General features: G+C 36.9%; 23 protein-coding genes. 9 read left to right on the top strand and 14 right to left on the bottom strand.

Translation table 11 applies throughout. The features are described 5' to 3' along the window. Positions 1-9 precede the first annotated feature (9 nt). The 7 genes from A9996_RS09760 to A9996_RS09730 all read right to left on the bottom strand — a co-directional run bounded on the left by A9996_RS09760 (position 10) and on the right by A9996_RS09730 (position 5,788). Complete coding sequence (locus A9996_RS09760; RefSeq protein WP_066433883.1) at positions 10-558, bottom strand: RNA polymerase sigma factor; 549 nt, start codon at positions 556-558, stop codon at positions 10-12. After that, entirely contained in the window at positions 549-1,661 is a 1,113-nt protein-coding gene (locus A9996_RS09755; RefSeq protein ID WP_111625919.1) for a glycosyltransferase, read from the bottom strand. The genes A9996_RS09760 and A9996_RS09755 overlap by 10 nt, the downstream gene beginning before the upstream one ends. Before the next feature lie 6 nt (positions 1,662-1,667). Next, positions 1,668-1,871, bottom strand: coding sequence for a membrane or secreted protein (locus tag A9996_RS09750; protein ID WP_066433880.1), 204 nt, complete (start codon positions 1,869-1,871; stop codon positions 1,668-1,670). A 133-nt stretch (positions 1,872-2,004) separates the two neighbouring features. After that, a complete protein-coding gene (locus A9996_RS09745) occupies positions 2,005-2,613 on the bottom strand; it encodes an anti-sigma factor (protein WP_248912339.1) in 609 nt (202 codons plus the stop codon). A gap of 211 nt (positions 2,614-2,824) precedes the next feature. Continuing rightward, positions 2,825-3,355: an RNA polymerase sigma factor gene (locus A9996_RS09740; RefSeq protein WP_066433878.1), complete on the bottom strand. Its 531-nt coding sequence runs from the start codon at positions 3,353-3,355 to the stop codon at positions 2,825-2,827. A 226-nt stretch (positions 3,356-3,581) separates the two neighbouring features. Next, entirely contained in the window at positions 3,582-4,595 is a 1,014-nt protein-coding gene (gene murB, locus A9996_RS09735; protein WP_066433877.1) for a UDP-N-acetylmuramate dehydrogenase, read from the bottom strand. Then, positions 4,595-5,788 (bottom strand): pyridoxal phosphate-dependent aminotransferase, encoded by a 1,194-nt coding sequence (locus A9996_RS09730; protein WP_066433874.1) that lies wholly within the window; start codon positions 5,786-5,788, stop codon positions 4,595-4,597. Before A9996_RS09730 ends, murB begins: the two co-directional genes overlap by 1 nt. Before the next feature lie 145 nt (positions 5,789-5,933). Here A9996_RS09730 and A9996_RS09725 point away from each other — a divergent pair, with 145 nt between their 5' ends. Then, positions 5,934-7,289 carry a PDZ domain-containing protein gene (locus A9996_RS09725; protein WP_066433871.1) on the top strand — a complete coding sequence of 452 codons (1,356 nt, stop codon included), beginning with the start codon at positions 5,934-5,936 and terminating at the stop codon, positions 7,287-7,289. Here A9996_RS09725 and A9996_RS09720 read toward each other — a convergent pair. Continuing rightward, the gene (locus A9996_RS09720; RefSeq protein ID WP_066433869.1) at positions 7,276-7,701 is read right to left on the bottom strand and encodes a DUF1573 domain-containing protein; all 426 of its coding nucleotides are present in this window, start codon (positions 7,699-7,701) and stop codon (positions 7,276-7,278) included. The genes A9996_RS09725 and A9996_RS09720 overlap by 14 nt on opposite strands. A 196-nt stretch (positions 7,702-7,897) precedes the next feature. On the opposite strand from A9996_RS09720, the gene A9996_RS09715 reads away from it, so the two are divergent. Next, the gene (locus tag A9996_RS09715) at positions 7,898-10,528 is read left to right on the top strand and encodes a valine--tRNA ligase (RefSeq protein ID WP_066433866.1); all 2,631 of its coding nucleotides are present in this window, start codon (positions 7,898-7,900) and stop codon (positions 10,526-10,528) included. Between the two features lie 120 nt (positions 10,529-10,648). Here A9996_RS09715 and rodA read toward each other — a convergent pair whose 3' ends face one another. Then, a complete protein-coding gene (gene rodA / locus A9996_RS09710) occupies positions 10,649-11,926 on the bottom strand; it encodes a rod shape-determining protein RodA (RefSeq protein ID WP_066433864.1) in 1,278 nt (425 codons plus the stop codon). A 6-nt stretch (positions 11,927-11,932) separates the two neighbouring features. Next, a complete protein-coding gene (locus A9996_RS09705) occupies positions 11,933-13,870 on the bottom strand; it encodes a peptidoglycan D,D-transpeptidase FtsI family protein (RefSeq protein WP_066433862.1) in 1,938 nt (645 codons plus the stop codon). 134 nt (positions 13,871-14,004) lie between these two features. Between A9996_RS09705 and A9996_RS20955 the strand changes: the two genes are divergently transcribed. Further along, positions 14,005-14,166, top strand: a complete 162-nt coding sequence (locus tag A9996_RS20955; protein ID WP_157487204.1) for a hypothetical protein — start codon at positions 14,005-14,007, stop codon at positions 14,164-14,166. Between the two features lie 199 nt (positions 14,167-14,365). Here the strand turns inward: A9996_RS20955 and mreC are convergent, their stop codons facing one another. The 3 genes from mreC to purH all read right to left on the bottom strand — a co-directional run bounded on the left by mreC (position 14,366) and on the right by purH (position 17,947). Beyond that, a complete protein-coding gene (mreC, locus tag A9996_RS09695; RefSeq protein WP_066433851.1) occupies positions 14,366-15,190 on the bottom strand; it encodes a rod shape-determining protein MreC in 825 nt (274 codons plus the stop codon). 9 nt (positions 15,191-15,199) lie between these two features. After that, positions 15,200-16,228 (bottom strand): rod shape-determining protein, encoded by a 1,029-nt coding sequence (locus A9996_RS09690; protein ID WP_066433846.1) that lies wholly within the window; start codon positions 16,226-16,228, stop codon positions 15,200-15,202. A gap of 189 nt (positions 16,229-16,417) precedes the next feature. Beyond that, complete coding sequence (gene purH, locus A9996_RS09685) at positions 16,418-17,947, bottom strand: bifunctional phosphoribosylaminoimidazolecarboxamide formyltransferase/IMP cyclohydrolase (RefSeq protein ID WP_066434011.1); 1,530 nt, start codon at positions 17,945-17,947, stop codon at positions 16,418-16,420. 206 nt (positions 17,948-18,153) lie between these two features. Between purH and A9996_RS09680 the strand changes: the two genes are divergently transcribed. Then, positions 18,154-19,410 (top strand): ABC transporter permease, encoded by a 1,257-nt coding sequence (locus tag A9996_RS09680; protein ID WP_066433842.1) that lies wholly within the window; start codon positions 18,154-18,156, stop codon positions 19,408-19,410. Between the two features lie 141 nt (positions 19,411-19,551). On the opposite strand, the gene A9996_RS09675 is transcribed toward A9996_RS09680, so the two are convergent. Then, positions 19,552-20,007 (bottom strand): GAF domain-containing protein, encoded by a 456-nt coding sequence (locus A9996_RS09675; RefSeq protein ID WP_066433834.1) that lies wholly within the window; start codon positions 20,005-20,007, stop codon positions 19,552-19,554. Positions 20,008-20,098: 91 nt separating this feature from the next. Between A9996_RS09675 and xrtF the strand changes: the two genes are divergently transcribed. The 5 genes from xrtF to A9996_RS09650 all read left to right on the top strand — a co-directional run bounded on the left by xrtF (position 20,099) and on the right by A9996_RS09650 (position 24,364). Beyond that, a complete protein-coding gene (gene xrtF, locus A9996_RS09670) occupies positions 20,099-20,650 on the top strand; it encodes an exosortase family protein XrtF (protein WP_066434009.1) in 552 nt (183 codons plus the stop codon). After that, positions 20,643-21,080, top strand: coding sequence for an exosortase F system-associated membrane protein (locus tag A9996_RS09665; protein WP_066433831.1), 438 nt, complete (start codon positions 20,643-20,645; stop codon positions 21,078-21,080). The genes xrtF and A9996_RS09665 overlap by 8 nt, the downstream gene beginning before the upstream one ends. A gap of 50 nt (positions 21,081-21,130) precedes the next feature. After that, positions 21,131-21,541, top strand: coding sequence for an HYC_CC_PP family protein (locus A9996_RS09660; protein ID WP_066433827.1), 411 nt, complete (start codon positions 21,131-21,133; stop codon positions 21,539-21,541). A gap of 77 nt (positions 21,542-21,618) precedes the next feature. Continuing rightward, positions 21,619-23,871 carry a TonB-dependent receptor plug domain-containing protein gene (locus A9996_RS09655; protein ID WP_066433824.1) on the top strand — a complete coding sequence of 751 codons (2,253 nt, stop codon included), beginning with the start codon at positions 21,619-21,621 and terminating at the stop codon, positions 23,869-23,871. Between the two features lie 130 nt (positions 23,872-24,001). Next, on the top strand, positions 24,002-24,364 hold the full coding sequence (locus A9996_RS09650; protein WP_066433821.1) for a heavy-metal-associated domain-containing protein: 363 nt from the start codon (positions 24,002-24,004) through the stop codon (positions 24,362-24,364). Positions 24,365-24,597: the final 233 nt, after the last annotated feature.

Genomic DNA, 24,597 nt, shown 5'->3' with positions numbered 1-24,597 from the left:
TTTGAGTCTTTATTTTTTGGCAATTATCTCTGCCAATAACTTTTTAGCTCTTAAGAGCTTGACTTTGACGTTATTTATAGGTTCATTAAGTTCTTCTGAAATTTCCTTATAACTCAACTCTTGGAAGTATCTTAAGTTGATAACTTCTTGGTAGTGGGGTTTAAGCTTCTTAATATCACGCAGTAGTTTTGCCAAATTCTGCTCAGTGATGAGCTTATCTTCAGGAGAAGGTGATTCGTCAATAATATCATTAAAATCGTCGGTATTGTTGTAACGGGATCTGGTTTGAAACGATGATTTTCTTTTCCTTATGAAATCAATATGAATATTCTTGGAAATCGTAATCAGCCATGTTTTGAACTCATAGGTGTCATTATAGGAGCTAATTTTATCAAAGGCTTTTGAAAAGGTTTGTATGGTGATGTCTTCTGCATCATTCTCGTTTTCGGTGCGTTTCAATTGAAAACCATAAACATCATTCCAGAAAAAATCTAATAACACATTAAATGCAGATTGGTCATTTTTTTTTGCTTTTTCAATGATTTGCTTTATTTCCAATACGTCGGTCTTGAAATGAGATTTTTTATAAAGATAGAGAATTGTGTTACAATTAAAAATATTTCGAGAAGTGGAAAATAAGGAATCAAGTCTTTTTCATTCAACTTTTTAGAAGCCAAGGTTAAATTGATAAACAAGGTAAGATATCTTGCCACTATTAATCCCACTACAATTTTCAAGTAGAATAATGTGCTGAGTAGTGCAATGCCTATAATAAAAAATAAAATTTGTGATATAAAAAACAGGGCCAAAGCAGCTTTGTGTTTTGGCTTATAATGTTTTGCGGTAGATACATGTCTGCTCTTTTGAGTTATCCACTCACTATAAGTTTTTTTAGAAAGAGATTCAGTGAAACTGACTTTAGATAATGAGATTGTCGTATTATTTGCTTCACCAATTTGATTGACAAACAAATCATCATCCCCAGATTTGATGTGCATATGATCCATAAAACCTCGAGCTTTAAAAAATAGATCTTTGGTGTAGGCCAAATTTCTACCCACGCCCATATAGGGAGTTCCCAATTTAGAATACGAAAAGTATTGAACGGCCGTCATTAAAGTTTCAAACCTGATCAGTTTGTTTAGAAATGATTTTTTGACTTTGGCATAAGCACCATATCCTAAGACGATATGATGGTCTGTTGAGAAATGATTGCTCATTTCGCTGATCCATTGGTTGGAAACCGGCTTACAGTCGGCATCTGTAAATAAAAGATGATTATGTGTTGCTGCCTTAATGCCTAAAGTGAGGGCATATTTTTTATTTCCCCAAAAAGTTTCAATGTTTTTTACATTTATAATCTTAACATTGCTATGGTCCGTCTTGAAACGTTGCATAACCTTTAAGGTGCTATCCTTTGAACTGTCATTGATCAATACCAATTCAAAATTGGGATAGTCTTGATCCAAAATATAAGGTAAAAAACGGTTTAGATTTTTGGCTTCATTTTTCGCACATACAATAACAGAGATATGAGGTTTGTGGGATGAATTGCGTATATGATCTTTCTGTTTTACTTTGGAAAAAACATAACCATAAAAGAATATTTGAACACAAAAGACTGCAACAAAAATGTAGAAAAGCACATGTAAAATAATCATTAACCTTTAAGAATGTTTAGGTTCACTGCAAGTTTCAAATTGATCAGCAGATTTTCCACAAAACCCACATGCGTTACCATCTTTGTTGAGCATTGGATTTTGGCTGGCACAAGTGCCTGCAAATTTTCCGTCTTTTTTTGCCCATAATTTAATGGCAATACCAGCAATTCCAAGACCTAAGAGAATAAATGTTATGAGTAAAAGTTTCATGAGCTTAAAATTTTTACAAAGATAAGGCTTTTAAACAATTTTAAGTACTTTGAGCGCAAGAGTTCAGTAGGATTACTAACAAACAAAAAACCACCCTTTTGAGGTGGTTTTGAACTAAATAATTTATAAATTTCTATTGATTGTTTTTGAGAATAATTTCTGCTACCGAGTTCTCGGCATGTGCTTTATTGATTTGTGATCCTGATTTAGGCTCTATAGTAATGCTTAAGCCAAGTGCATTTTCCATGTAGGGAATCGTTTTTAGCTTACGCTCAGATTCATCTAAAATCCCGAGGTTGACCATTCTGTCCTGTAATTCTGCCCAAATTTGGTAGGTCTGGTTTTCAGGTAATCTAGGCAACGACACCACATCAATCATTGATGTTTTATCTACAGCATTGATATACGCCACAGTTTTGAGATTCTTGGCTCTTGAATTTCCTCTTAAGACATATTTTTCAGTTTCTGGATTGTTCAATTTCATAAACTGAAGCATCACATTTTCTAGTCTATGGTTGTTTTCCTCAATATCACTTCTAAGATCAAAAATCTCATCTACGACAACTTGATTCTCAGTATTTAAAGACATGTTTTGTTCGTAAAGTAAAAAAGAGGATCCTGCAAATATTAGGGCAGCAATGCTAGCTGCTATGCTGAACCAAGGTGTGCGTTTTTGCTTAATGCGTGGAGACATTTGTACCACTGGTGTCTCATCTGAAATTTCCAGTTGAATGTCATCCAAAATAAACCTTGGAGCTTCGACTAGGCTCGCTTTTGCTAAAATCTCTAAATTGTCTTGAAGTCTATCATATTCTAATGCAACTTCATGAAACTCAGCTATATAACTTTCGACTTCTAAATTTTCTATTAGGAGAAGTGGTGCCCAAGATATAGCTATCCAATAGGCCCGATTCCATAAAATTGTGTAATTTTTTTTCCATTATTCCTAAACTTTAATCGTTGAAAAGTTTTCGTAGATCTCTCAACCCAATTTTCAAACGAGATTTTATTGTCCCAAGCGGTATGTCTAGCTCATCACTAGCTTCCTGTTGTGTCATGCCCTCAAAAAACAAGGCATTTAGCACAATCTGGTACTTTTCATCTAGTTTGGTAACATGCATTTTCAAATCTATAACGTCTTGATTTAAACTTGCGGTTGGTAAAATATATACGTTAGATTTGTCGATTTGGACTTCTTTTTCGAAACGATTGTTGAAACTTCTTAATTTATCAATGGCCGTGTTGCGTGCAATCCGGTAGAGCCAAGTAAAAAGTTTTGCTTTCTTAGAATCGTATTTTTTGGAGTTTTTCCAGATTTTCACAAAACTCTCCTGTAAGGCATCTTGGGCGAGTTCTTCGTTATTGGTTATTTTTAAAATAACACCATAAAGGCTATCAGAATAATTTTCATAAAGTAAATTAATCGCAGCTTTGTCTCCTTTTCCAAGAAGTTGAACAATATGTTCTTCTAATGAGTAGCTCAAAAAGTTAAAATTTAATTTAATATCAGGTTATAAAGTCCAGATACGTTTTTCTTTCGTATATCAACTATAAGGTGGTAAAATTACAAAGAAACTACCTTACATTTAAATATTGTTTTTATATCTGTAGCGTTGAAATTTCTTCTTTTCAAAGGGATTGATTAATAGCTTTTTCAATTGACACTACAGTGATTATATCAAGGCTTCAACTTAAATAGTTGAAGCCTTTTTATATGATGTTGACTTCCATTTCTATGGTGATCCCAAAAATTTGCTGTATTGTTTTTTGAATGAGCTTGGCTAGATTTAAGATGTCTGAGCCTTTGGCGTTACCGTAATTGACCAAAACTAGAGCTTGTTTTTTGTGGACGCCATATTGATCAAAGGTTTTACCCTTAAACCCTGATTTTTCAATTAGCCAACCTGCAGGGATTTTCACTTCACTAGGAGAAATACTATAGCTTGGAATCTCAGGAAAGTTAATTTTTAACTTTTCATAATGACTTTTGGAAATGATTGGATTTTTAAAGAAACTGCCGCTATTGCCTATTTCTTTAGGGTTGGGGAGTTTGCTTTCCCGTATGTTTATTACTGCCTTTGAAATATCCTGTATGGTAGGTTTCACGATGCCCATGGCTTCTAATTCTGTAGCAATGGCACCGTATTCCGTATGGAGTTGGTGCTCGACTTTGGTCAATTTGAAGGTGGCATCCAAAATAATATATTGATCTTTTTTAGCCTGTTTGAATATAGATTCACGATATCCAAATTGACAGGCCTCTTTAGTAAAAGTTTCCAATTTATTGGTTTTTATGTTTAAGGCGTCGCAAGACACAAAAACATCTTTGATCTCAACCCCATAGGCGCCGATGTTTTGAATGGGAGCGGTGCCCACATTTCCAGGGATTAAGGACAAATTCTCAAGGCCTCCAAAATCATGTTCTAAACACCATAACACAAACTCATGCCAGTTTTCACCAGCATTTGCTTTAACAAGAACGAAATCTTCTTGATGGTCAATGATTTCAATACCCTTGAGTGCTACTTGAATCACCAAGCAATCCAAATCCTTGGTGAGCAACATATTACTGCCGCCACCAAGAATGAATTTATCTGGATAAGCATCTAAGCTCAATGCCTCTATTAATTCTGCTAGACTTTCAACCTTTATAAAATACTTTGCACGAGCGTCTAGCCCAAAAGTATTATAGGTTTTAAGTGATATGTTTTTTTGGATTTGCACTAGTTATTGGGGTAAACTTTTAAGGCTTCCTTTAAAATATGAACTGCTCTAATGAGACTTTGTTCATTGAGAACGTATGCTATTCTGATTTGATTCAATCCTACATTTGGTGTAGAATAAAACCCTGCTGCAGGAGCAACCATTACTGTTTCTTTGTTATAATCATAACTTTCCAAAAGCCATTGGGCAAAATGATCTGCATTTTTAATTGGCAATTCTACAATACAGTAGAAGGCGCCTTTTGGCTCTGCAACTTTAAGGCCGTCAATTGTCTTCAATTCTCTAATTAGCGTATTTCTTCTTTTCTCGTACTCTACAATAACATCATCAAAATAACTCTGAGGGGTATTTAAGGCTGCTTCACTAGCAATTTGTGCTAGGGTAGGAGGGCTCAAACGTGCTTGTGCAAATTTTAATGCCGTTTGGATAACTTCCTTGTTTTTAGAAACCAAATATCCAATTCTGGCACCGCACATACTGTAACGCTTAGATACAGAATCAATCATAATAGCGTAATCTTCTAAGCCTTCTTCCTGCATAATGGAGTAAAACTCATTGCCTTCATACACAAATTCTCTATAAACTTCATCAGCAATTAAGAAGAGGTCATGTTTTTTTACAATGACGGCTAGTTTTTTGATTTCTTCTCTAGAATAAAGATACCCTGTAGGATTACCTGGGTTACAAATTAAAATGGCTTTTGTTTTATCTGTAATCAGTTTTTCAAATTCTTCAATAGGAGGCAACGCAAAGTTGTCCTCTATTTTAGAAATCACAGGCACAACTTTGATGTCAGACGCTATGGAGAATCCGTTGTAATTGGCATAAAAAGGTTCAGGAATTATGATCTCATCGTCTGAGTCCATTACACTCCCAAAGGCAAACAGCAAAGCTTCACTACCGCCTGTGGTTACAATAATATCGGTATGACTTACATTGATATTGTTTTTAGCATAGTATTGCGCTATTTTTTTTCTGTAATCTTCAGAACCTTCAGAGCGTGTATAGGCCAATATGTCCAAAGAATGCACTCTAACAGCATCCAAAGCAACTTCGGGCGTTTTGATATCAGGCTGCCCAATGTTTAAATGATATACAGTTTTACCATCTTTATAGGCTTGTTCAGCGTATGGTACTAGTTTTCTTATAGGAGAAGACGGCATCAACTGCCCTTTTTGAGAAATTTTTGGCATAAGAATAAAATTTAAGAGGCAAAGTTCTGAAAATTATCTCGAAGATTTTTGAAAATGAGGATGTAAATAAAGAATGTGGTGCTAAAGAATTGTAAATTGCTGTAACCCTATCACTTTTTTATTGTTTTTTAGATTTTTAGTCTTTATGTTTTTCATGGTATTTTGCGATTTTACCTATGCGCAGAGTCAATTCAATTTGATTAGAACAGAGCGTACAAAAGTGAATTTTCAATTGATTGACAACCTTATTATTATTCCAGTGGAGATAAATGGTGTTGCCCTGTCGTTTCTGTTAGATTCAGGTGTGAGCAAACCGATATTGTTCAATATTATCAACTCATCGGATGGGTTGGAATTTACAAATCTTGAAAGCATTTATTTGCGCGGTTTGGGAGACGGTGATTATGTGGTAGCTTTAAAGTCAGAGCAAAATCTTTTCAAAATTGGTGCTGCTACAAATGTCAATCAGGACGTTTATATAATTACTGATGCCTCAATTAATTTCACACCAAGATTGGGCGTTCAAGTGCATGGGATTATAGGGTATGATATTTTTAAGGATTTTATTGTTGAAATCAATTATGGCTCCAAATTTCTAAGGTTAAACAATCCTAAAACTTTTAAATATAAAAACTGCAGAACATGTGAAACTCTTAATCTCACATTGGTCAACAATAAACCATTTATTGATGCTAGTGTTGTAGCTAACAACAAAAAAGTACCTGTAAAATTATTAATGGACTCAGGTGGGAGCGATGCACTTTGGCTTTTTGAAGATGATTCATTAGGACTGGTTCCTGAAAACAATCAGTACTTCGTGGATTTTTTAGGGAAGGGATTGAGCGGCAGTGTGCATGGTAAACGGTCAAAATTAGAGGAGTTTTCCATCAATGATTTCCATCTTAAAAACCTGAATGTGGCTTATCCTGATTCGGCTTCAGTGAGTTTCGCAAGAAAATTTAAGGAGCGTAGTGGCAGTATGGCGGGGGAATTATTGAAACGGTTTAACATCATAATGGATTATGGAAATGGGAAGGTGACCTTCAAGAAGAATAAGTATTTCAATGCTCCATTTGAATACAATAAAAGTGGCATTATTTTAGAACAGGCTGGAGTTAGAATAGTGAAGGAGCGTGAAAGCAATCGGTTTAAAGATGACCAATCTTCGGATAAGCTTATGATTATAGAAGCCTATAAATATGAACTTAAACCCGCGTTCAGTATTGTGGAATTGAGACCTGACTCTCCCGCAGAAAGAGCAGGTTTACTGTTGGGGGATATCATTCTTTCGGTTAATGGTAGAGAAACGCATCCGCTCAAACTACAGGAGGTCAACACATTTTTTAGAGAGGAAGAAGGAAAGCCTATTAAGCTTGTTATTGAAAGGGATGGCGTGATCATGACCTTTCGTTTTAAATTGGAAAGTTTATTTTTAAAAAAAAAAGCCCTCAAATTGAGAGCTCTGTATTGTAAACTAAAGAACAATGTTATTGTTCCATGACACTTTTATCTTGTTTCTCTAAAACACTAGTTTTGCTAGAATCGATAACATCACCTTTGATTTTTAGAGCAACCGTTGGCGTTTCAGCATTTGACAAGACAGTAATAGTCTTGCGTATTGGGTTGACACGTTGTGTGTCATATTTTACTTGTATTTCACCTTTCTGTCCTGGAAGGATTGGTCCTTCAGGTTTTTTTGGTACAGTGCAACCGCAAGTTGAAGAAACTTTTGAAATGATCAATGGAGCATTACCAGTGTTCGTAAATTCAAAAACACGAACCCCATCAGCACCTTTTTCTATTGTGCCATAGTCTATGACATCAGTTTTAAACTCAATCTTTGCTACTTTGTCTTGTGCAAATGCAGAAATGCTCAGCATTCCTACAAAAACTATTGCTATTAAATTTTTCATCATTTTATATTTAAATTGATAGCGTCAAAATTACTTACTTTTAATCGTTTTGCAAAATTTATTAGACGTATGACATCAATCTGTTTAAAAGTGACGTCTTAAATTGGGTTAATAATTGTTTTTATAATTTCACAAAAACAGAAATATAAGTAACTTTGCCTGTTAACATTCAAAGAAACAAAAACAGTACCAAAGTATGCAAATCCCAGCAAAATATTCCGCGTCTAGTGTCGAAGATAAATGGTATTCCTATTGGTTGGAACACAAGTATTTTAGGTCCGTTCCAGATGAGCGTGAGCCGTATACTATTGTGATTCCACCGCCAAATGTTACTGGAGTATTGCATATGGGGCATATGTTGAACAATACCATTCAAGATGTGCTCATTCGAAGAGCGCGCTTACAAGGCAAAAATGCCTGCTGGGTGCCAGGTACAGACCACGCCTCCATTGCAACGGAAGCTAAAGTAGTGGCTAAATTGAAGGAGCAAGGTATTGATAAAAACAAGCTATCCCGTGAAGAGTTTTTAAGTCACGCATGGGATTGGACGCAGGAGTATGGTGGGGTGATTCTTGAGCAATTGAAAAAGTTGGGGTGTTCCTGTGATTGGGACCGCACCAAATTTACAATGGATGATGAGATGAGCGAATCTGTCATCAAGGTTTTTGTGGATTTATACAACAAAGGTTTAATTTATCGTGGCTACCGAATGGTCAATTGGGATCCGGAAGCTAAAACCACCTTGTCTGATGAAGAGGTGATTCATGTTGAGCGCACTGATGCATTGTACTACGTCAACTATCAAATAGAAAATCAAGAGGATTTTGTAACCATTGCTACCACGCGTCCGGAAACCATTTTGGGTGATACAGCAATTTGCGTGAATCCAAATGATGAGCGCTTTCAACATTTGATCGGCAAAAATGTCATAGTGCCAATATGTAATAGAGTTGTGCCCATTATAGCAGATGACTATGTGGATATGGAATTTGGGACAGGGTGTTTGAAGATTACCCCTGCACATGATGTAAATGATAAGGAAATTGGTGATAGACATCAATTGGAGGTTGTAGATATCCTTAATGATGATGCAACGCTGAATAGTTTCGGTTTACATCATCAAGGAAAAGATCGCGTTGTGGCCCGTAAAGATGTGACCAAAGAATTGAAAGAAATGGGCATTCTTGTAAAAACGGAAGACATCACTCATAAAGTAGGCACAAGTGAACGGACCAGAGCGGTTATAGAGCCTCGACTTTCTGATCAATGGTTTTTGAAAATGGAAGATCTTGTAAAGCCTGCTATCAAAGCGGTGTTGGAAGATGAAGAGGTGAAACTATTTCCAAAACGTTTCAATAATACCTACCGCCATTGGATGGAGAACATTCGCGACTGGAATATTTCACGTCAGTTACTTTGGGGCCAACAGATTCCTGCTTATTTCTATGGCGATGGGAAAGATGATTTTGTCGTGGCGGAAACTCCAGAGGAAGCCTTGACCTTAGCACGACAAAAAGCAAACAATCCTCAGCTTACAACAGCTGATTTAATACAGGATAAAGATGCATTAGATACGTGGTTCTCCTCATGGTTGTGGCCAATAAGTGTTTTTGATGGCATCCGCAATCCTGACAATCCTGAAATTGACTATTACTATCCTACCAATGATTTAGTCACAGGACCAGATATTTTGTTTTTTTGGGTGGCACGTATGATCGTGGCTGGGTATGAATACAGAGATAAAAAACCATTTGAAAATGTATATTTAACCGGGTTGGTGCGTGATAAGCAACGTCGGAAGATGAGTAAATCATTAGGAAATTCTCCTGATGCCTTAAAATTGATTGACGATTACGGGGCTGATGGGGTGCGTGTGGGACTTTTATTGAGCTCTGCGGCCGGAAACGATTTGATGTTTGATGAAGAGTTGTGCAACCAAGGAAAAGGGTTTGCCAATAAAATTTGGAATGCCTTCAGATTGGTAACAGGATGGGAAGTTGCAGAAATTGACCAGCCGGAAGCCTCGAAGATTGCGGTAGAATGGTACCAATCTAAGTTTCAGTATGCCTTGGCTGAAATAGAAGATCACTATAGTAAATACAGACTCTCTGATGCATTGATGGGCATTTATAAGTTGGTGTGGGACGATTTCTGTTCATGGTTATTGGAAATGATCAAGCCAGAATATCAGCAACCTATAGATTCAAAAACATTTAAGAGTGTGATTGAAATCTTCGAATCTAATTTAAAAATATTACATCCGTTCATGCCGTTTTTGACCGAAGAAATTTGGCATTTTATTGCAGAAAGAACGCCAGAAGAAGCATTGATCGTTGCAAAATATCCTAAAGTGAAATCGTTTGATGCCCAGCTAATTTCTGACTTTGAAATGGTAAAAGAGGTGATTTCAGGAATTAGAACTATTAGAAAGGACAAAAACATTTCCTTTAAAGACAGCATTGAATTATCAGTCATCAATAACGAAAGTTTGTCAGAGCGCTATAATTCAGTCATTGCGAAAATGGGAAATATTTCTAAAATGGACGCTGTTAGTGATGCTGTAAATGGTGCATTGAGTTTCAGAGTAAACGCCAATGAATATTTTATCCCAATTTCTGGAGCCATTAATGTGGAAGAAGAAATCAAGAAACTGAAAGATGAATTGCACTATACTCAAGGATTCCTAAAATCGGTACAGAGTAAATTATCAAATGAACGTTTTGTAAACAATGCTCCGGAACAAGTGTTGCAGAATGAGCGCAATAAAGAAGCTGACGCTTTGGCAAAAATAGAAACGATTACAGCGAGTTTAGCCAATTTGAAATAGAATGGATTACTACCATTTTTTGATAAGAACCTGCCTTTATTAAGCAGGTTTCTTTATGTAAACACTAACTTTTAATTGAGATTATGTACTTTAAAATCTAAATCCTGGATAATGAATTCCCTACCACTCGTTGATCCGGTTGGAATCGAGTTTTATAAAAATAAAGAGCAAAATCGTAAATGCCCAAAGTCCGGAGCCTCCGTAACTAAAGAAGGGGAGCGGGATGCCTATGGTTGGGATCAAGCCCATCACCATGCCGATGTTGATCATAAAATGTAGAAATAGGATTGAGGCAACACAGTACCCATAAACTCGGCTAAATTGTGATTTTTGTAGCTCTGCCAAATAAAGGATACGAAGCATGAGTGCAACAAATAGAAGGATCACAAGGGCACTGCCCAGAAAGCCCCATTCCTCTCCGACGGTGCTAAAAATATAATCTGTGTGTTGTTCAGGCACAAACTTACCAGTTGTTCTTGTGCCTTCTAAAAATCCTTTTCCAGTTAATCCTCCAGAACTGATGGCTTTTTCAGACTCATTAAGATTGTAAAGAATGGTCTGCTTCATTTGCTGTAGCTTCTCAGGATCCTTTTCCAAACGCAACCATAAACTAATTCGGTCCTTTTGATGCTCTTGAAGTATGCTGTTGTAAAAATATGTTATCCCAAAGGAAACCCCCACACATAGTAAAACGATGGCAATGGGCTGAATAAGCTGCGGACGTTTTTTTCGTCCTAAAAAGTGGTGCCCAAATATTAATAGTGCAGCAACTGAGCTGGCAATAACCACGTTGAACTTAAGTGCTAAAACAGATAATAGGATTAAGAAGACAGCAATTACAAGATAAATCTGTTGTAGCCCTTCTCTGTAAAACACAAAAAAGAAGGCTGCGTAAACCACAGTACTTCCTGCATCATTTTGCAATAGAATCAAGACCGCAGGTAGCACAATAATAGCTATCGTTTTGATTTGGTCTTTAAAGGTTTTTATATTTGTTTGAAGATCGCTTATGTATTTTGCTACGGCCAAAGAAGTCGCAAACTTGGCGAACTCACTTGGTTGAAGCGTCATGCCACCAATAGCATACCAAGCAGTAGCACCATTCACATTTTTTCCAAAAATAAAGAGGCCTACCAAAGACAACATCGATACGAAAAAAATAACACTGGCAAAACGTTCATAAAACTTGGCGTCTAATGCTAGGATAAGAATGATCAAGCCGATTGTGAAAAGAATAAATACTGATTGTTTGCCGTAGGGTTGACTCATGTCAAAATAGTTGGTTATTTCTCCAGAATGGGAGGCAGACATGATGTTGAGCCATCCAAAACCAACAAGCAGCAGAAACAGGGCAATCGTAATCCAATCAAAATTTAATCCTCTGTGATCTCTTTGCATGTATTATTACTTAAATGGGGATAATGAGGTGACAGGATTTGGAACAGTATCTTTTGTGATTTTATCTATGACCTGTAAAGCAGATTCCCGGTTGATCCCAAAAGGTGCACCAGAATAAGGTTTTTCATATTCATTTTCCAAGCTATGGGTTAAAATCCAATTTTCCATAGAGGTCATGGTCACTTCCTTATTAATGTACTGCTCAATCATCAAACTGGCTATACGCCCTGCAAAGCGGCTTCCCCAATACCCGTTTTCAACAAAAACAGCAATAGCAATTTTAGGATTGTCTTTTGGCGCAAAGGCAACAAATATGGAGTGGTCTGTCAATTGGGTGCGTTGCCCGTCTATATTCATGAAGTTTTCAGCCGTTCCAGTCTTTCCGCAAATTTCAATTCCGGGCACCTGAAGGCTGTAAGCTGTACCTGAATTGTAAACATCAAACATCCCTTGTACCACAGGTTCAAAATTTTCTTTGTCAATAGTGGTGTAATTACGTGTGGTATATTTTTCGTCAATAGTTTCTCCTTCAATGTTTTTAATGATATGAGGGGTGTAATAATATCCACGATTGCTAATGGCAGCTACCATATTTGCCAATTGGATAGGCGTTGCCTCAACTTCTCCTTGGCCAATGGCGTTAGAGATGTTATAGGTAGAAGCCCACCTATTTTCGCCATACCATTTATCATAGAAATCGCCGTCAGGAATACGTCCTTTATTTCCTATTTTGAGGTCATATCCCAAATAGTCTCCCAATCCGAAACTTTTAAGATGGTTACTCCACACATCCATTCCATCATGTGGCTTATCATATTTATCGATGATGCGTCTATATACGTTAGCAAAATAGGCGTTGCAAGATTGAGCAATGCCACCATTCATAGCTAAAGGACTTGCGTGACTGTGACATCCGGTGAGTTTTCTGCTTCCCAAATAATAACCATTTCTACAATGGAACTTCTCCTCTGTTGTGACGACGTTTTCTTGAAGGCCTATCAATGCATTTAATACTTTAAAAGGTGACCCTGGTGGATATTGTGCTTTTAAACTTCTATCAAATAGCGGTTTTGCGATTGTATCTGTATACAGTTTGGAAAAATTTCTTGAGCGCTGTCTGCCCACCAACAAATTTGGATTATAGGAAGGTGCGGATACCATGGCGATAATTTCGCCAGAACTTGGTTCTATGGCTATGATCCCGCCGCGCTTATGCCGCATCAGTAGCTCACCATATTCCTGAAGTTCAGAATCTATGGTAATAGTGATGTCATGTCCAGGTTGAGGCAAGGTGTCATAAATACCATCTTTGTATGCGCCAATATCTCTATTGAATCGATCTTTCTGTATGAATTTTATACCTTTCACACCTCGCAGAACTTCTTCATAGGATAATTCTACCCCTTGTTTGCCAATTAAATCGCCACTCTCATAATAAGGATCGTTTTCAATAATATAATTGTTGACTTCTCCAATATCTCCCAATACATTAGCGCCTATTGTGGTCTGGTAATCTCTTAGAGAACGTTTTTGAATATAAAAACCTTCGTATTTACGGATCTTCTCCTGCAAAACGGCATATTCAATTCTTGATAGTTGTGGAATAAAAACAGAGGGTAATCGCGGTGAGTATTGGTAAGCTTTATTGTAGAAATTTATAAAATCTTCTTTGGTAATTCTCAACAGGTTGCAAAATTCTAAAGTGTCCAACGGTTTTACCTCACGAGGTATAAACATCACATCGTAAGACGGTTGGTTGGCCACAAGTAATTTGTTGTTTCGGTCATAAACATAACCACGTTTTGGGTAGTCATAAACCTTTCTTATGGCGTTGTCATCATACAAGCTGTATGGTTCTTCATTATAAACCTGAAGATAAAATAAGCGTGAAATAAAAACTAAACCTACAACAACAATAATAGAAAGGAGCAACAATTTTCTCATTTACGTTTTTTGCTAAAAAGTATTGTGATAATCAAACAAAGGAGTATAGTGAAAATACTAGAGAATAACGTTTTTTGCAAGATTAAAATTATTTTAGAAATGTTAAAAATTTCTAAGGAATACATTATAAAGTGATGGATAAAAATCAGCGCAGAAAAATAGATGAGCCTACTGCTAAAATCTGTTTGGCTGAACTTGATAGATTGATAATCGTAAACCATACCAAACGAAAACTTGAGAAAGACAGGCCTTATAAAAGCCAAGGTCACGCAAGCAGCGGCATGAATACCTCCTGAGTCCGAAAACACGTCCACACAAAAACCGAGTAAAAATGCTAAGAAAACAAATAGCGTTCGATTATTGTTCACCGGAAATAAAATGATAAATAGGATGTAAATATAGGGATTGATATACCCCATAAAGTTGATATGGTTAAAGATCAGTACTTGCACCAAAATCAAAACGACAAACCTTGCGGCCATATTAAGGGCAACTTTAGTCATCTTTTGGTTTTTGTAAGGATTTTATTTCGGCAGCCTGTAAATTTTCAACAACATAAACGTGACCAATATTGGTCATGTCATTGAAAAGTTTCACATTTACGGTATAGCTATCACCACCATTATCTATTTTATAGGAATTGACCGTACCAATTAAAACGCCTTTTGGAAAAATAGTCGATTGCCCGCCAGTAACAATAGTATCTCCAATAGCTACAGGTGCAAATTTTGAAATGTCAATAAGCTGCGCAAACTCAGCTGATTCCGTATTCCATACTAATGACCCAATGTGATTGGTCTTCTTTAATTGGGCATTGATCCGGCTTCGCGTATTTAAAATGGATAGCACCGAAGAGAAATTTTGTGAGGTGTTTTCAATAATACCAACAATACCTTGTGAGGTTATGACGCCATAATCAATCTTGATACTGTCTTTTTTTCCTTTATTGATGGTCAAATAATTAGCGGTTTGGGAATAACTGTTTTTATAAACATCAGCAGTCCTAAACTTGTAGTGTGAGTTAAACTTGAGACTATCTGTAAAGCTTATTTTTGAAGTATCTCGGTCAAAATTATGCACAATAGATTTTAACATACGGTTCTCTTCCAACAAAGCCTTGTTTTGCTCTACAAGATTGAAGTATTGTCCAACCCCGTTGGCTACTTTATAGATGCTTCCCGTAACCATATTGGAAGAATTGATAAACTTACTTTTGTGATAGGAGTGTGACTGGATGGTGAAAAATAGAGACAACCCGAAGAGCAACAAAAACACGAGGAAAGTTTTGTTCCGAAGTACAAAGTTTATAATTTGTTGCATTGGGGCTTACTATTTTATCAATATACTTTTGAATTTAGGAAGATTTTTCAATACAATTCCCGTTCCTCTAACCACAGCTCTTAAAGGATCTTCAGCAATATACACAGGTAAATCTGTTTTTTGAGACAAACGCTTGTCCAAGCCTCTAAGCATGGAGCCTCCACCAGCCAAATAAATTCCAGTATTGTAAATATCTGCCGCCAATTCAGGTGGCGTTTGTGATAGGGTTTCCATCACCGAATCTTCAATACGTAAAATGGATTTGTCAAGTGCTTTTGCAATTTCTCGGTAAGAAATTTGAACCTGCTTTGGTTTTCCTGTTAAAAGATCACGCCCTTGAACGCTCATTTCATCAGGTGGTAATTCTAAATCTTCGGTTGCAGCACCAATCTGTATCTTAATTTTTTCAGCTGTACGCTCACCCACATAAAGGTTGTGTTGGGTGCGCATATAGTATACAATATCGTTCGTAAACACATCACCAGCAACCTTAACAGATTTGTCACAAACAATCCCGCCCAGGGCAATAACGGCAATTTCTGTAGTTCCGCCACCTATATCTACAATCATATTCCCTTTTGGTTGCATGATATCAATACCAATACCAATAGCTGCGGCCATTGGTTCATGTATCAAATACACCTCTTTGCCATTAACACGTTCACACGATTCTTTAACAGCGCGCATCTCTACCTCAGTAATTCCGGAAGGGATACACACCACCATGCGTAATGCAGGGGTAAAAAACCTCTTCTTTAATGCAGGGATGTTCTTGATAAACAAATTAATCATCTGTTCAGACGCGTCAAAATCAGCAATAACACCATCTTTTAATGGCCTTATCGTTTTGATGTTTTCATGCGTTTTTCCTTGCATCATGCTGGCTTCTTTACCAACAGCGATTATTTTTCCCGAAATTCGGTCTCTTGCAACTATGGATGGACTATCTACAACTACTTTGTCGTTGTGAATAATCAAGGTGTTTGCGGTTCCTAAGTCTATGGCTATTTCTTCTGTTAAGAAATCAAAAAATCCCATGTGCTATTATTGATTGTAGGTTGATATTAGATGTTTGCTGATATTGATGTAAAAGTAATAAAAGTTAATAAATATCAACGATTTTATTATATACGTGTTTCTCCTGATTTTAGTTGAGTTTCCGTTATGTTTTTTTAATTAAAAAATCTATCTCAAAAATTCGCTGTAATTTTTATTTTCAGGTTTGTATTAATGCTTAAAATGACGTGTGCCGGTAAATACCATGGCTACATTGTTGTCATTACAATAGGCAATGCTCAAGTTGTCCTTGATAGAGCCTCCTGGTTGAATTACCGCAGTAACACCTGCATTTTTGGCAATTTCCACACAATCAGGAAAAGGGAAAAAGGCATCGCTTGCCATCACAGCGCCATTTAAATCAAAACTGAAAGATTGCGCTTTGTGGATGGCTTGGTTAAGAGCGTCGACACGACTGGTCTGTCCGGTTCCACTGGCACACAATTGTTTGTTTTTTGCCAATACAATGGTGTTAGATTTGGTGTGCTTGCAAATTTTTGAAGCGAATATCAAATCTTCTAACTCGTTTTGAGAAGGTTTATTGTTGGTAGTATAACTTAAATCAGAAACGACATCTGTTTTAGTGTTCTTGTCCTGAACCAAAATGCCGTTCAAACATGTTCTTACGGTTGTTTGTGGAAGCTCCACTTCTTTTTGTATTAATAGGATTCTGTTTTTCTTGCCTTCTAACAGTTGTTGCGCTTCCGCAGAAAAACTAGGGGCAATCACCACTTCACAGAACAAACTGTGAATTTCTTCAGCGGTGGTCTTATCAATTTCAGTGTTTGCAATTAAAACACCACCAAATGCCGAAACTGGGTCCCCCGCCAAAGCATCTAAATAAGCTTGGTGCAGGGTGTCTCTTTGCGCAAATCCGCAAGCATTATTATGTTTCAAGATAGCAAAGGTTGGTGCTTCTCCTTTAAACTCGTTCATCAAATTGACAGCGGCGTCCACATCCAATAAATTGTTATAGCTTAATTCTTTACCGTGCAATTGGGTAAACATCGCTTCAAAATCGCCATAGAAAAATCCTTTTTGATGAGGGTTTTCACCATAGCGGAGAGCCTTGCCATTTGTTTCACTGATCTTGAAAACAGGTTCTTCTTGGTTTTTGTTGAAATAATTAAAAATTGCAGTATCGTAATGAGAGGAGACGTTGAAGGCTTTAGCTGCAAAACGTTTACGATCTTCTTCTGAAGTTTCACCGTTTTTCGACGCTAAAAGCTCCAAAAATTCATTATAATCATCAACAGATGAAACGCAAACCACATCAGAGTAGTTTTTGGCAGCAGCTCTAATCAAGGAAATACCTCCAATGTCAATTTTTTCAATGATATCTTCATGACTTGAATCAGAAGCCACCGTTTTTTCAAACGGATAAAGATCCACAATTACCAAGTCAATTTGTGGGATTGAAAACTCTGCCAGTTCTGCTAAATCTTTAGAGTTATTTTGACGGTTTAAAATTCCCCCAAAAACCTTTGGGTGCAAGGTCTTGACACGGCCGCCTAAAATGGAAGGGTAAGAGGTTACATCTTCTACAGGAACCACGTCAATGCCCAGGTCTTTAATAAATTTTTCAGTGCCTCCAGTAGAGTAAATTGTAACGCCTAATTGGTTTAATTGTTTTACAATAGGTTCTAAGCCGTCTTTACTGAAAACAGAAATCAAGGCAGAAGAAATAGTTTTGTTATGCATGCTGTGTTGTGTATGGTTTGGCCCCATTTTGCAATGTAAGCGATAGAAAATTAAATATTAATAAAAAAAGTTTTTTGTTAACCGCAAAAGTACAATATATAGAAGACAATTTGAGGTAAGCGGGGGGAGTTTATTTGTGTTTTTTGTAACAAAAAATTGTTGAAAACGTCCTATCTTTAAATTTGTCTTAAAACCACCAAAAATACATGTTGCTTTACTTACGCCTATTCAAAGAAAGTTTCTCCTTTGCCATAAACGCTCTTACCAACAATAAGCTGCGTACCTTTTTATCTCTTTTGGGTGTCACTATTGGTATTTTCTCCATCATCGCCGTTTTGGCAGCCGTAGATTCCTTGGATAGAAATATTCAGGATCAATTATCTGGTTTAGATAAAAATACCATTTATTTGACTAAGTTTTCCTTTGGACCAACTGAGGTGCCACGTTGGCAGCGTGATAATTTTCCTCAAACCGAGTACGATGATTTTGATTATATCAGACGCACTGTGCCAGACATTGCAGCCTCCGCCTATGTTATTTTTGGAAATTCGGAAACCGTCAGGTATGAGTCTGAAACGATTGCTGGAGTCTCAGTTAATCCGGCCTCCAACGAAATTTATGAGATCGAGAATATAAAAATTGAAGATGGACGATTTTACACAGAATCAGAATCTATTAATGGCTCTCCAGTAGTAGTTTTGGGATATTCCATTGCTGAAAATTTGTTCGGTAATGTGAGCCCATTAGGTAAACAAATTAGAATCTACGGTCGAAAATTGACAGTGATTGGGGTGATGAAAAAAATGGGTGCTGGGTTTGGCGGTAACCCTGATGATAAAGCATACTTGCCCGCCAACTTTGTGAGACGTTTTCAAAATGGGGGCGTTGACGGTATCCCAGGGGCAATCCTTATAAAACCTGAAAAAGGGGTAGATATTGGTGCTTTTGAAGACGTTTTAAAACAAAAATTTAGAGCCTACAGAGGCTTAAAAGCTGGAGATCCAGATAACTTTTTTATCAACAAAATTTCAGGTTTTACTGACGCTATTGATGGTATTATCGGCACCATGAATATCATGGGTTGGATTATTAGTGGTTTCTCATTGTTGGTTGGTGGTTTCGGAATTGCAAATATTATGTTTGTGAGTGTTAAGGAACGTACCAATCTTATTGGGATTCAAAAATCGCTCGGTGCTAAAAACCGTTTTATTTTGTTGCAGTTTTTGTTTGAAGCAACAATTTTGGCAATCATTGGAGGTTTGGTTGGACTAGTATTTGTTTGGCTCACTTCCATAATTGTAAATCTATCTGAAATTACGGGGGATTTCAAATTTGTTCTTTCTGCAGGTAATATGTTTTTAGGATTTATATTGTCCACTATTATCGGACTGATTTCTGGCGTGATTCCAGCTATTTCTGCATCACGGTTAGATCCTGTAGAGGCAATTAGAACAGGTATTTAATCAAAGACAAGGTGTAAAAAAAACTAAAATTCCAAATTCCAATACATTTACTCAGTATTGGAATTTGGAATTTTTATAGTGTATTTTACGAAAGTAACGTAGCGACTTTAGTAAATCCTTAGCGTCTCTGCGAGAATAGTTTTATAAGAGCGATGCAACTTGAGTACATACAAACTCCAAAAACCGTTCATCTTCTTCTGAAAAAGGATCTGGTGTGTTGGAGTCAATATCAATCTGACCAATGTTTTCGCCATTCACAAAAATTGGAACCACAATTTCTGCTTTTACGGTCATACTACAGGCGATGTAATTATCCTGAGCTGAAACATCTGGCACCACAAAATTCTGGTTGCTCACCGCCACTTGTCCGCAAATTCCTTTTCCAAACGGAATAATGGTATGGTCAGTTGGGGCGCCCACATAGGGTCCTAACTTCAATTCTTCCTTATCGCCATTTCTAAAATAAAAACCTACCCAATTATAATAGGGAACGTTAGATTCAAGAACCTCGCAAATGGATAGCAAACGTTCATCAACGGTTGCAGTATGTTCAGAAATTATTGTTGATATTTGTGGTCTGAGTTGTTCTAGGGTCATTGTTTAAAAGTTTTGGCAAAAGTATTTAAAAACGACCGCTTGAAATAGGCTTTTTATATAATTTTAACACGCTTTATAAAATCTCTTATTGTTGAAGGAATTAGTTAAAAAATACAAATCGGTTATCAAGTTTATAGTGACTTTTTTATTGGTTTACGCCGTGCTGACATTTGCATATAAATTGTATTTGGACTATTCTGACGGTTCTGAATATTATCCTGATTACATGACCAATTTGGTCGCTAAACAAACGGAAGCGCTTTTGAATAATTTTGGCTATGAGGCCAGGATAGAACGGCATCCTGATGAGCCCTCCATGAAGCTTATCATTAATTCTAAATATTTGGCGCGTGTGGTGGAAGGATGCAACTCCTTAAGTGTTATTATTTTGTTTGCGTCTTTTGTGATCGCATTTGCAGGAAAGTTCAAAACCACCTTCTTTTATATCTTGGCAGGAAGCGTTCTTATATATGTGGTCAATCTTTTTAGAATCGTCATCTTATCCATAGGGCTGTATCATTACCCATGGCGAAGGGAAGAATTGCACACGGTAATATTTCCGTTGATCATTTACGGAATGGTGTTTTTGCTTTGGATGTTCTGGATCAATAGGTTTTCAAGTTTAAAAGCGGCAAATGAGTAACGTATTCAAGATGATATTGCTGTTGGTACTTTTCGGGTTGTTGATCCTGATTCGTGCTTTTGAGAATGAATTGTTCTACGATCCTTATCTCACTTTTTTTAAGAATGATTACCTATATGTTGACAATCCGCGTAGGGAAATATTAAAGCTCACTCTGTTTACGACCTTAAGATATGTTCTCAATTCAGCAATTTCATTGGGCATCATTTTTATCTTCTTTAATGATTGGAACATTGTTAAATTTTCAACACTTATTTATGTGGTTTCATTCTTGATTTTGTTGGCTTTCTTTTTATATTTCGTTATCAATCCAAGTCAGGAAGATTACTACATTTTCTTCAATATCAGACGATTCTTAATCCAGCCATTACTGTTGCTTTTATTACTGCCCGCATTCTACTATCATAAATTGAAATCGAAAAAAAGTTAAGGAGTCTCTAAACTGTGTTGGTCACTACTTTTTTCCGTACTTTTGCGGCGATGTATCAAAATAGCAGTCATAAAATCTTTTCCGTAGCACTAGGCTTTTTAGTGCTGTTGTCTACTGTTTCCTTTACTATGGAAAAGCATTTCTGTGGAGATACATTAATTGATACTGCCATTTTCTCTCAAGCAGATACCTGTGGCATGGATGTGGAAGGTACTTCAATTACTTCAGAAGAGCAATCATGCTGCAAAAATGAAGTAGAACATGTTAAAGGTCAGGACCAGTTGAAAAAAGCTTCTTTTGAAGACTTCAACTTCGATCAACAATTAACGCTTACCGCTTTACTTTATAATTACATCAATCTCTTTGAAGGATTATCAGAACAGGTGATCCCTCATAAAAATTATACTCCACCCAATTTGGTCGTCGATATTCAGGTATTGGACCAAGTCTTCATCATTTGATATGCAATTCATATTGTAGTGCTGCGCATCACGCGCTTATTATTTAAGAATTGTCAAATCAAATACCTTATCACCTCATGAAAATTGTAGTTTGCATCCTATTATTGGTGCCATCCTTTATTTTTTCACAAGAAAAAATTGAAGGCATTATTGTTGAAATTACTGAACAGAATACTACCATCCCGCTCCCCGGAGCCAATGTATATTGGTTGGATTCTACTGTTGGCGCCACTACGGACATCAACGGGAAATTCAGTATTCCTTATCAGGAAAATTATACTAAATTGGTGATTAGCTATGTAGGTTTTAAAACGGATACGCTAAGCATTAATGCCAAAACATTTATCAAACACGCGTTAAAATCAACTAGTGAACTCGATGAAATTACGGTGACATCGCGTAAGCAAGCCACTTCAAAATCGTACTTACAATCTGCCAATGTGATGTTTGTAAGTAGTGATGAATTGCTGAAAGCCGCCTGCTGTAATCTATCTGAGAGTTTTGAAACCAATCCTTCCATTGACGTTAATTTTGCCGATGCCGTGACTGGCACACGTCAGATAAAAATGCTGGGATTGACCAGCCCTTATATTTTGATTACGGCCGAAAATATTCCTACTATCCGTGGTGCTTCGCAAGCCTACGGACTGAGTTTCACGCCCGGAACTTGGGTGGAAAGTATCCAAATTACTAAAGGTGCAGGAAGTGTGGTCAACGGATTTGAAAGTATTGCGGGTCAAATTAACGTGGAGCTTGTAAAACCAACAACCGACAATAAGCTCTTCGTCAATCTGTATGGCGCAAATAGTGAACGCTTTGAAGGCAACGTGCATTTAAATACGAAAGTCAGTGAGAAATGGAGTACCGGTTTGTATCTGCATGGGAATACCCAGGATAAAAAACATGACGTTAATGACGATGGATTTATGGATATGCCCATCTACAAACAAGTCAACATCATGAACCGTTGGCAATATACCAACCCAGAAAAAGGTTTTGTGAGTTTTATCAATTTGGGCTATTTGGACGATTCCAAACAAACTGGGCAGCTCAACTTCAATCCTGATACTGATAAATTGACAACCAACGCTTGGGGAAGTGAAATTGATACCAGAAGATTTGATGTTGCGGTGAAATCAGGCTTCGTGAATCCTAATATTCCTTGGCAAAGTATTGGGGTGCAAACCGCGTTCAGCAGCCATAAACAAGAGTCTTATTTTGGGTTGAACCAATATGATATTTTACATAATAGCTTATATGTGAATGGTATTTACAATACGATCATCAGTGATTCACGACATAAGATCAAAACGGGCGTGAGTTATACGTATGACCATTATGATGAACTGGTGCAGACAGAAGATTTTGAGCGGACTGAAAATTCAGTGGGAGCATTTATGGAATATAATTTTGATAATTTAGAAAAGATCAATTTGACTGCCGGCATCCGTATTGATAGACACAATGTGTTGGGAACCTTTGTTACCCCTAGGTTCCACGGAAGATATACCCCTTGGGAAAAATCGGCGTTTAGAGTGTCTTTTGGTAGAGGAAAGCGCAGTGCCAATATTTTTGCTGAAAACCAGAATATTTTTGCGACGTCAAGGGACTTACTCATAGAGCGTTCAGCAATTATGGGAAGTTCTAGAAATGACAATGGTCTGGATCCCGAGATCGCTTGGAATTACGGTGTTTCATTTTTGCAGGGTTTTAATCTATTTGGGAATAAAGCAGATATTACGTTGGATTACTACAGAACCGACTTCCAAAACCAGATTGTGGTCGATTATGAAAATCCACGAGAAATAAATTTCTACAACCTTGACGGCGCTAGTTATGCAAATAGTTTTCAAGTCGAATTGAATTATAACGTTTTTGAAGGGTTTGATTTTAGAACGGCCTATAAATATTATGATATCAAAACACAATACAATTCTGGAAAGTTGGAGAAACCATTGACACCCAAGCATCGGATTTTTGCAAACATGTCTTATGAGACAAAACCAAACGAGAATCTTGCACAGTGGAAGTTTGATGCTACCTACAATTGGTTGGGAGAACAGCGTTTTTCTTCAACCGCTTCAAATCCTCGGCAATACCAATTACCAACATACACACCAACTGTGGGCACGTTGAATGCTCAAATTACCAAAGTGTTTTCTGAAAAATTTGAGGTATATTTAGGTGGAGAAAACATGACCAATGTGAGACAAGACAACCCAATTTTGGGGGCCGATGATCCTTTTGGACCAAATTTTGACACCACCTATGTTTACGGTCCAATTTTTGGAAGTATGTATTACGCAGGGTTGCGGTTCAAAATAAAGTAACCAATTCCTGCGGAGACAGGAACCTCTTCATTCGAACTAATTTATTAAAAAGCCACGAATACACGAATATATTTAGAAAAAATTAGGCGTGTATTTTTTGCAAAAACAAACAATAACAAAAATTAAAATTATGAAAAAAATAGTCTTTGTATTAACAGTATTAATAGGAACAGTAAGCTTCGCACAGAATAAAAATGCCAAAGCAACCATTGAAGTAGACGGTGTGTGCACCATGTGTAAAGAGCGAATTGAAAAAGCGGCTATAAAGGCCAAAGGGGTTAAAATTGCCAATTGGGACGTCAACACCCATGAACTGAAATTGATTTTTGATGAGCGTAAAACTAGTTTGAAAGCCATACAGCAAAGTATTGCTGACGTAGGGCACGATACTAAAGAAATCAAAGCAACCGACGAAGCTTACAATAGTTTACATGCCTGTTGTTATTATAGAGATGAAGCCATTAAGGAGGATCATAAAAACGATAAGCAGTAAACGTTTAGTTAAATGTTTGCTAATGAGAGAATAACGGCATGTCTGCCGGTTGTATATTTAGGATAGATTTTAAATCAGATACTATTATGGCACAATCAAATCCAGGTGGGAAACCACAAGCTAAGCCTGCTGATAAACAACCAGCAAAAAAGGCTCCACAAGCTGCTCCAAAAAAGAAGTAGTTTGTAACACGGTTTATTTAGATAAGCCGTTTCAAAAAAACAAATTAAAAA

This window comes from Gelidibacter algens (assembly GCF_001678675.1).
Lineage (GTDB): Bacteria > Bacteroidota > Bacteroidia > Flavobacteriales > Flavobacteriaceae > Gelidibacter > Gelidibacter algens.
This window is presented reverse-complemented; position numbering and strand designations above follow the sequence as displayed.

Excerpts from the sequence above, each read along its gene's own strand:
- A9996_RS09755 (WP_111625919.1), bottom strand. The coding sequence starts at position 1,661 with ATGATTATTTTACATGTGCTTTTCTACATTTTTGTTGCAGTCTTTTGT.
- A9996_RS09750 (WP_066433880.1), bottom strand. The coding sequence starts at position 1,871 with ATGAAACTTTTACTCATAACATTTATTCTCTTAGGTCTTGGAATTGCT.
- A9996_RS09730 (WP_066433874.1), bottom strand. The coding sequence starts at position 5,788 with ATGCCAAAAATTTCTCAAAAAGGGCAGTTGATGCCGTCTTCTCCTATA.
- A9996_RS09725 (WP_066433871.1), top strand. The coding sequence starts at position 5,934 with ATGTTTTTCATGGTATTTTGCGATTTTACCTATGCGCAGAGTCAATTC.
- A9996_RS09720 (WP_066433869.1), bottom strand. The coding sequence starts at position 7,701 with ATGAAAAATTTAATAGCAATAGTTTTTGTAGGAATGCTGAGCATTTCT.
- A9996_RS09715 (WP_066433866.1), top strand. The coding sequence starts at position 7,898 with ATGCAAATCCCAGCAAAATATTCCGCGTCTAGTGTCGAAGATAAATGG.
- rodA (WP_066433864.1), bottom strand. The coding sequence starts at position 11,926 with ATGCAAAGAGATCACAGAGGATTAAATTTTGATTGGATTACGATTGCC.
- A9996_RS09705 (WP_066433862.1), bottom strand. The coding sequence starts at position 13,870 with ATGAGAAAATTGTTGCTCCTTTCTATTATTGTTGTTGTAGGTTTAGTT.
- A9996_RS20955 (WP_157487204.1), top strand. The coding sequence starts at position 14,005 with ATGGATAAAAATCAGCGCAGAAAAATAGATGAGCCTACTGCTAAAATC.
- mreC (WP_066433851.1), bottom strand. The coding sequence starts at position 15,190 with ATGCAACAAATTATAAACTTTGTACTTCGGAACAAAACTTTCCTCGTG.
- A9996_RS09690 (WP_066433846.1), bottom strand. The coding sequence starts at position 16,228 with ATGGGATTTTTTGATTTCTTAACAGAAGAAATAGCCATAGACTTAGGA.
- purH (WP_066434011.1), bottom strand. The coding sequence starts at position 17,947 with ATGCATAACAAAACTATTTCTTCTGCCTTGATTTCTGTTTTCAGTAAA.
- A9996_RS09680 (WP_066433842.1), top strand. The coding sequence starts at position 18,154 with ATGTTGCTTTACTTACGCCTATTCAAAGAAAGTTTCTCCTTTGCCATA.
- A9996_RS09675 (WP_066433834.1), bottom strand. The coding sequence starts at position 20,007 with ATGACCCTAGAACAACTCAGACCACAAATATCAACAATAATTTCTGAA.
- A9996_RS09665 (WP_066433831.1), top strand. The coding sequence starts at position 20,643 with ATGAGTAACGTATTCAAGATGATATTGCTGTTGGTACTTTTCGGGTTG.
- A9996_RS09660 (WP_066433827.1), top strand. The coding sequence starts at position 21,131 with ATGTATCAAAATAGCAGTCATAAAATCTTTTCCGTAGCACTAGGCTTT.
- A9996_RS09655 (WP_066433824.1), top strand. The coding sequence starts at position 21,619 with ATGAAAATTGTAGTTTGCATCCTATTATTGGTGCCATCCTTTATTTTT.
- A9996_RS09650 (WP_066433821.1), top strand. The coding sequence starts at position 24,002 with ATGAAAAAAATAGTCTTTGTATTAACAGTATTAATAGGAACAGTAAGC.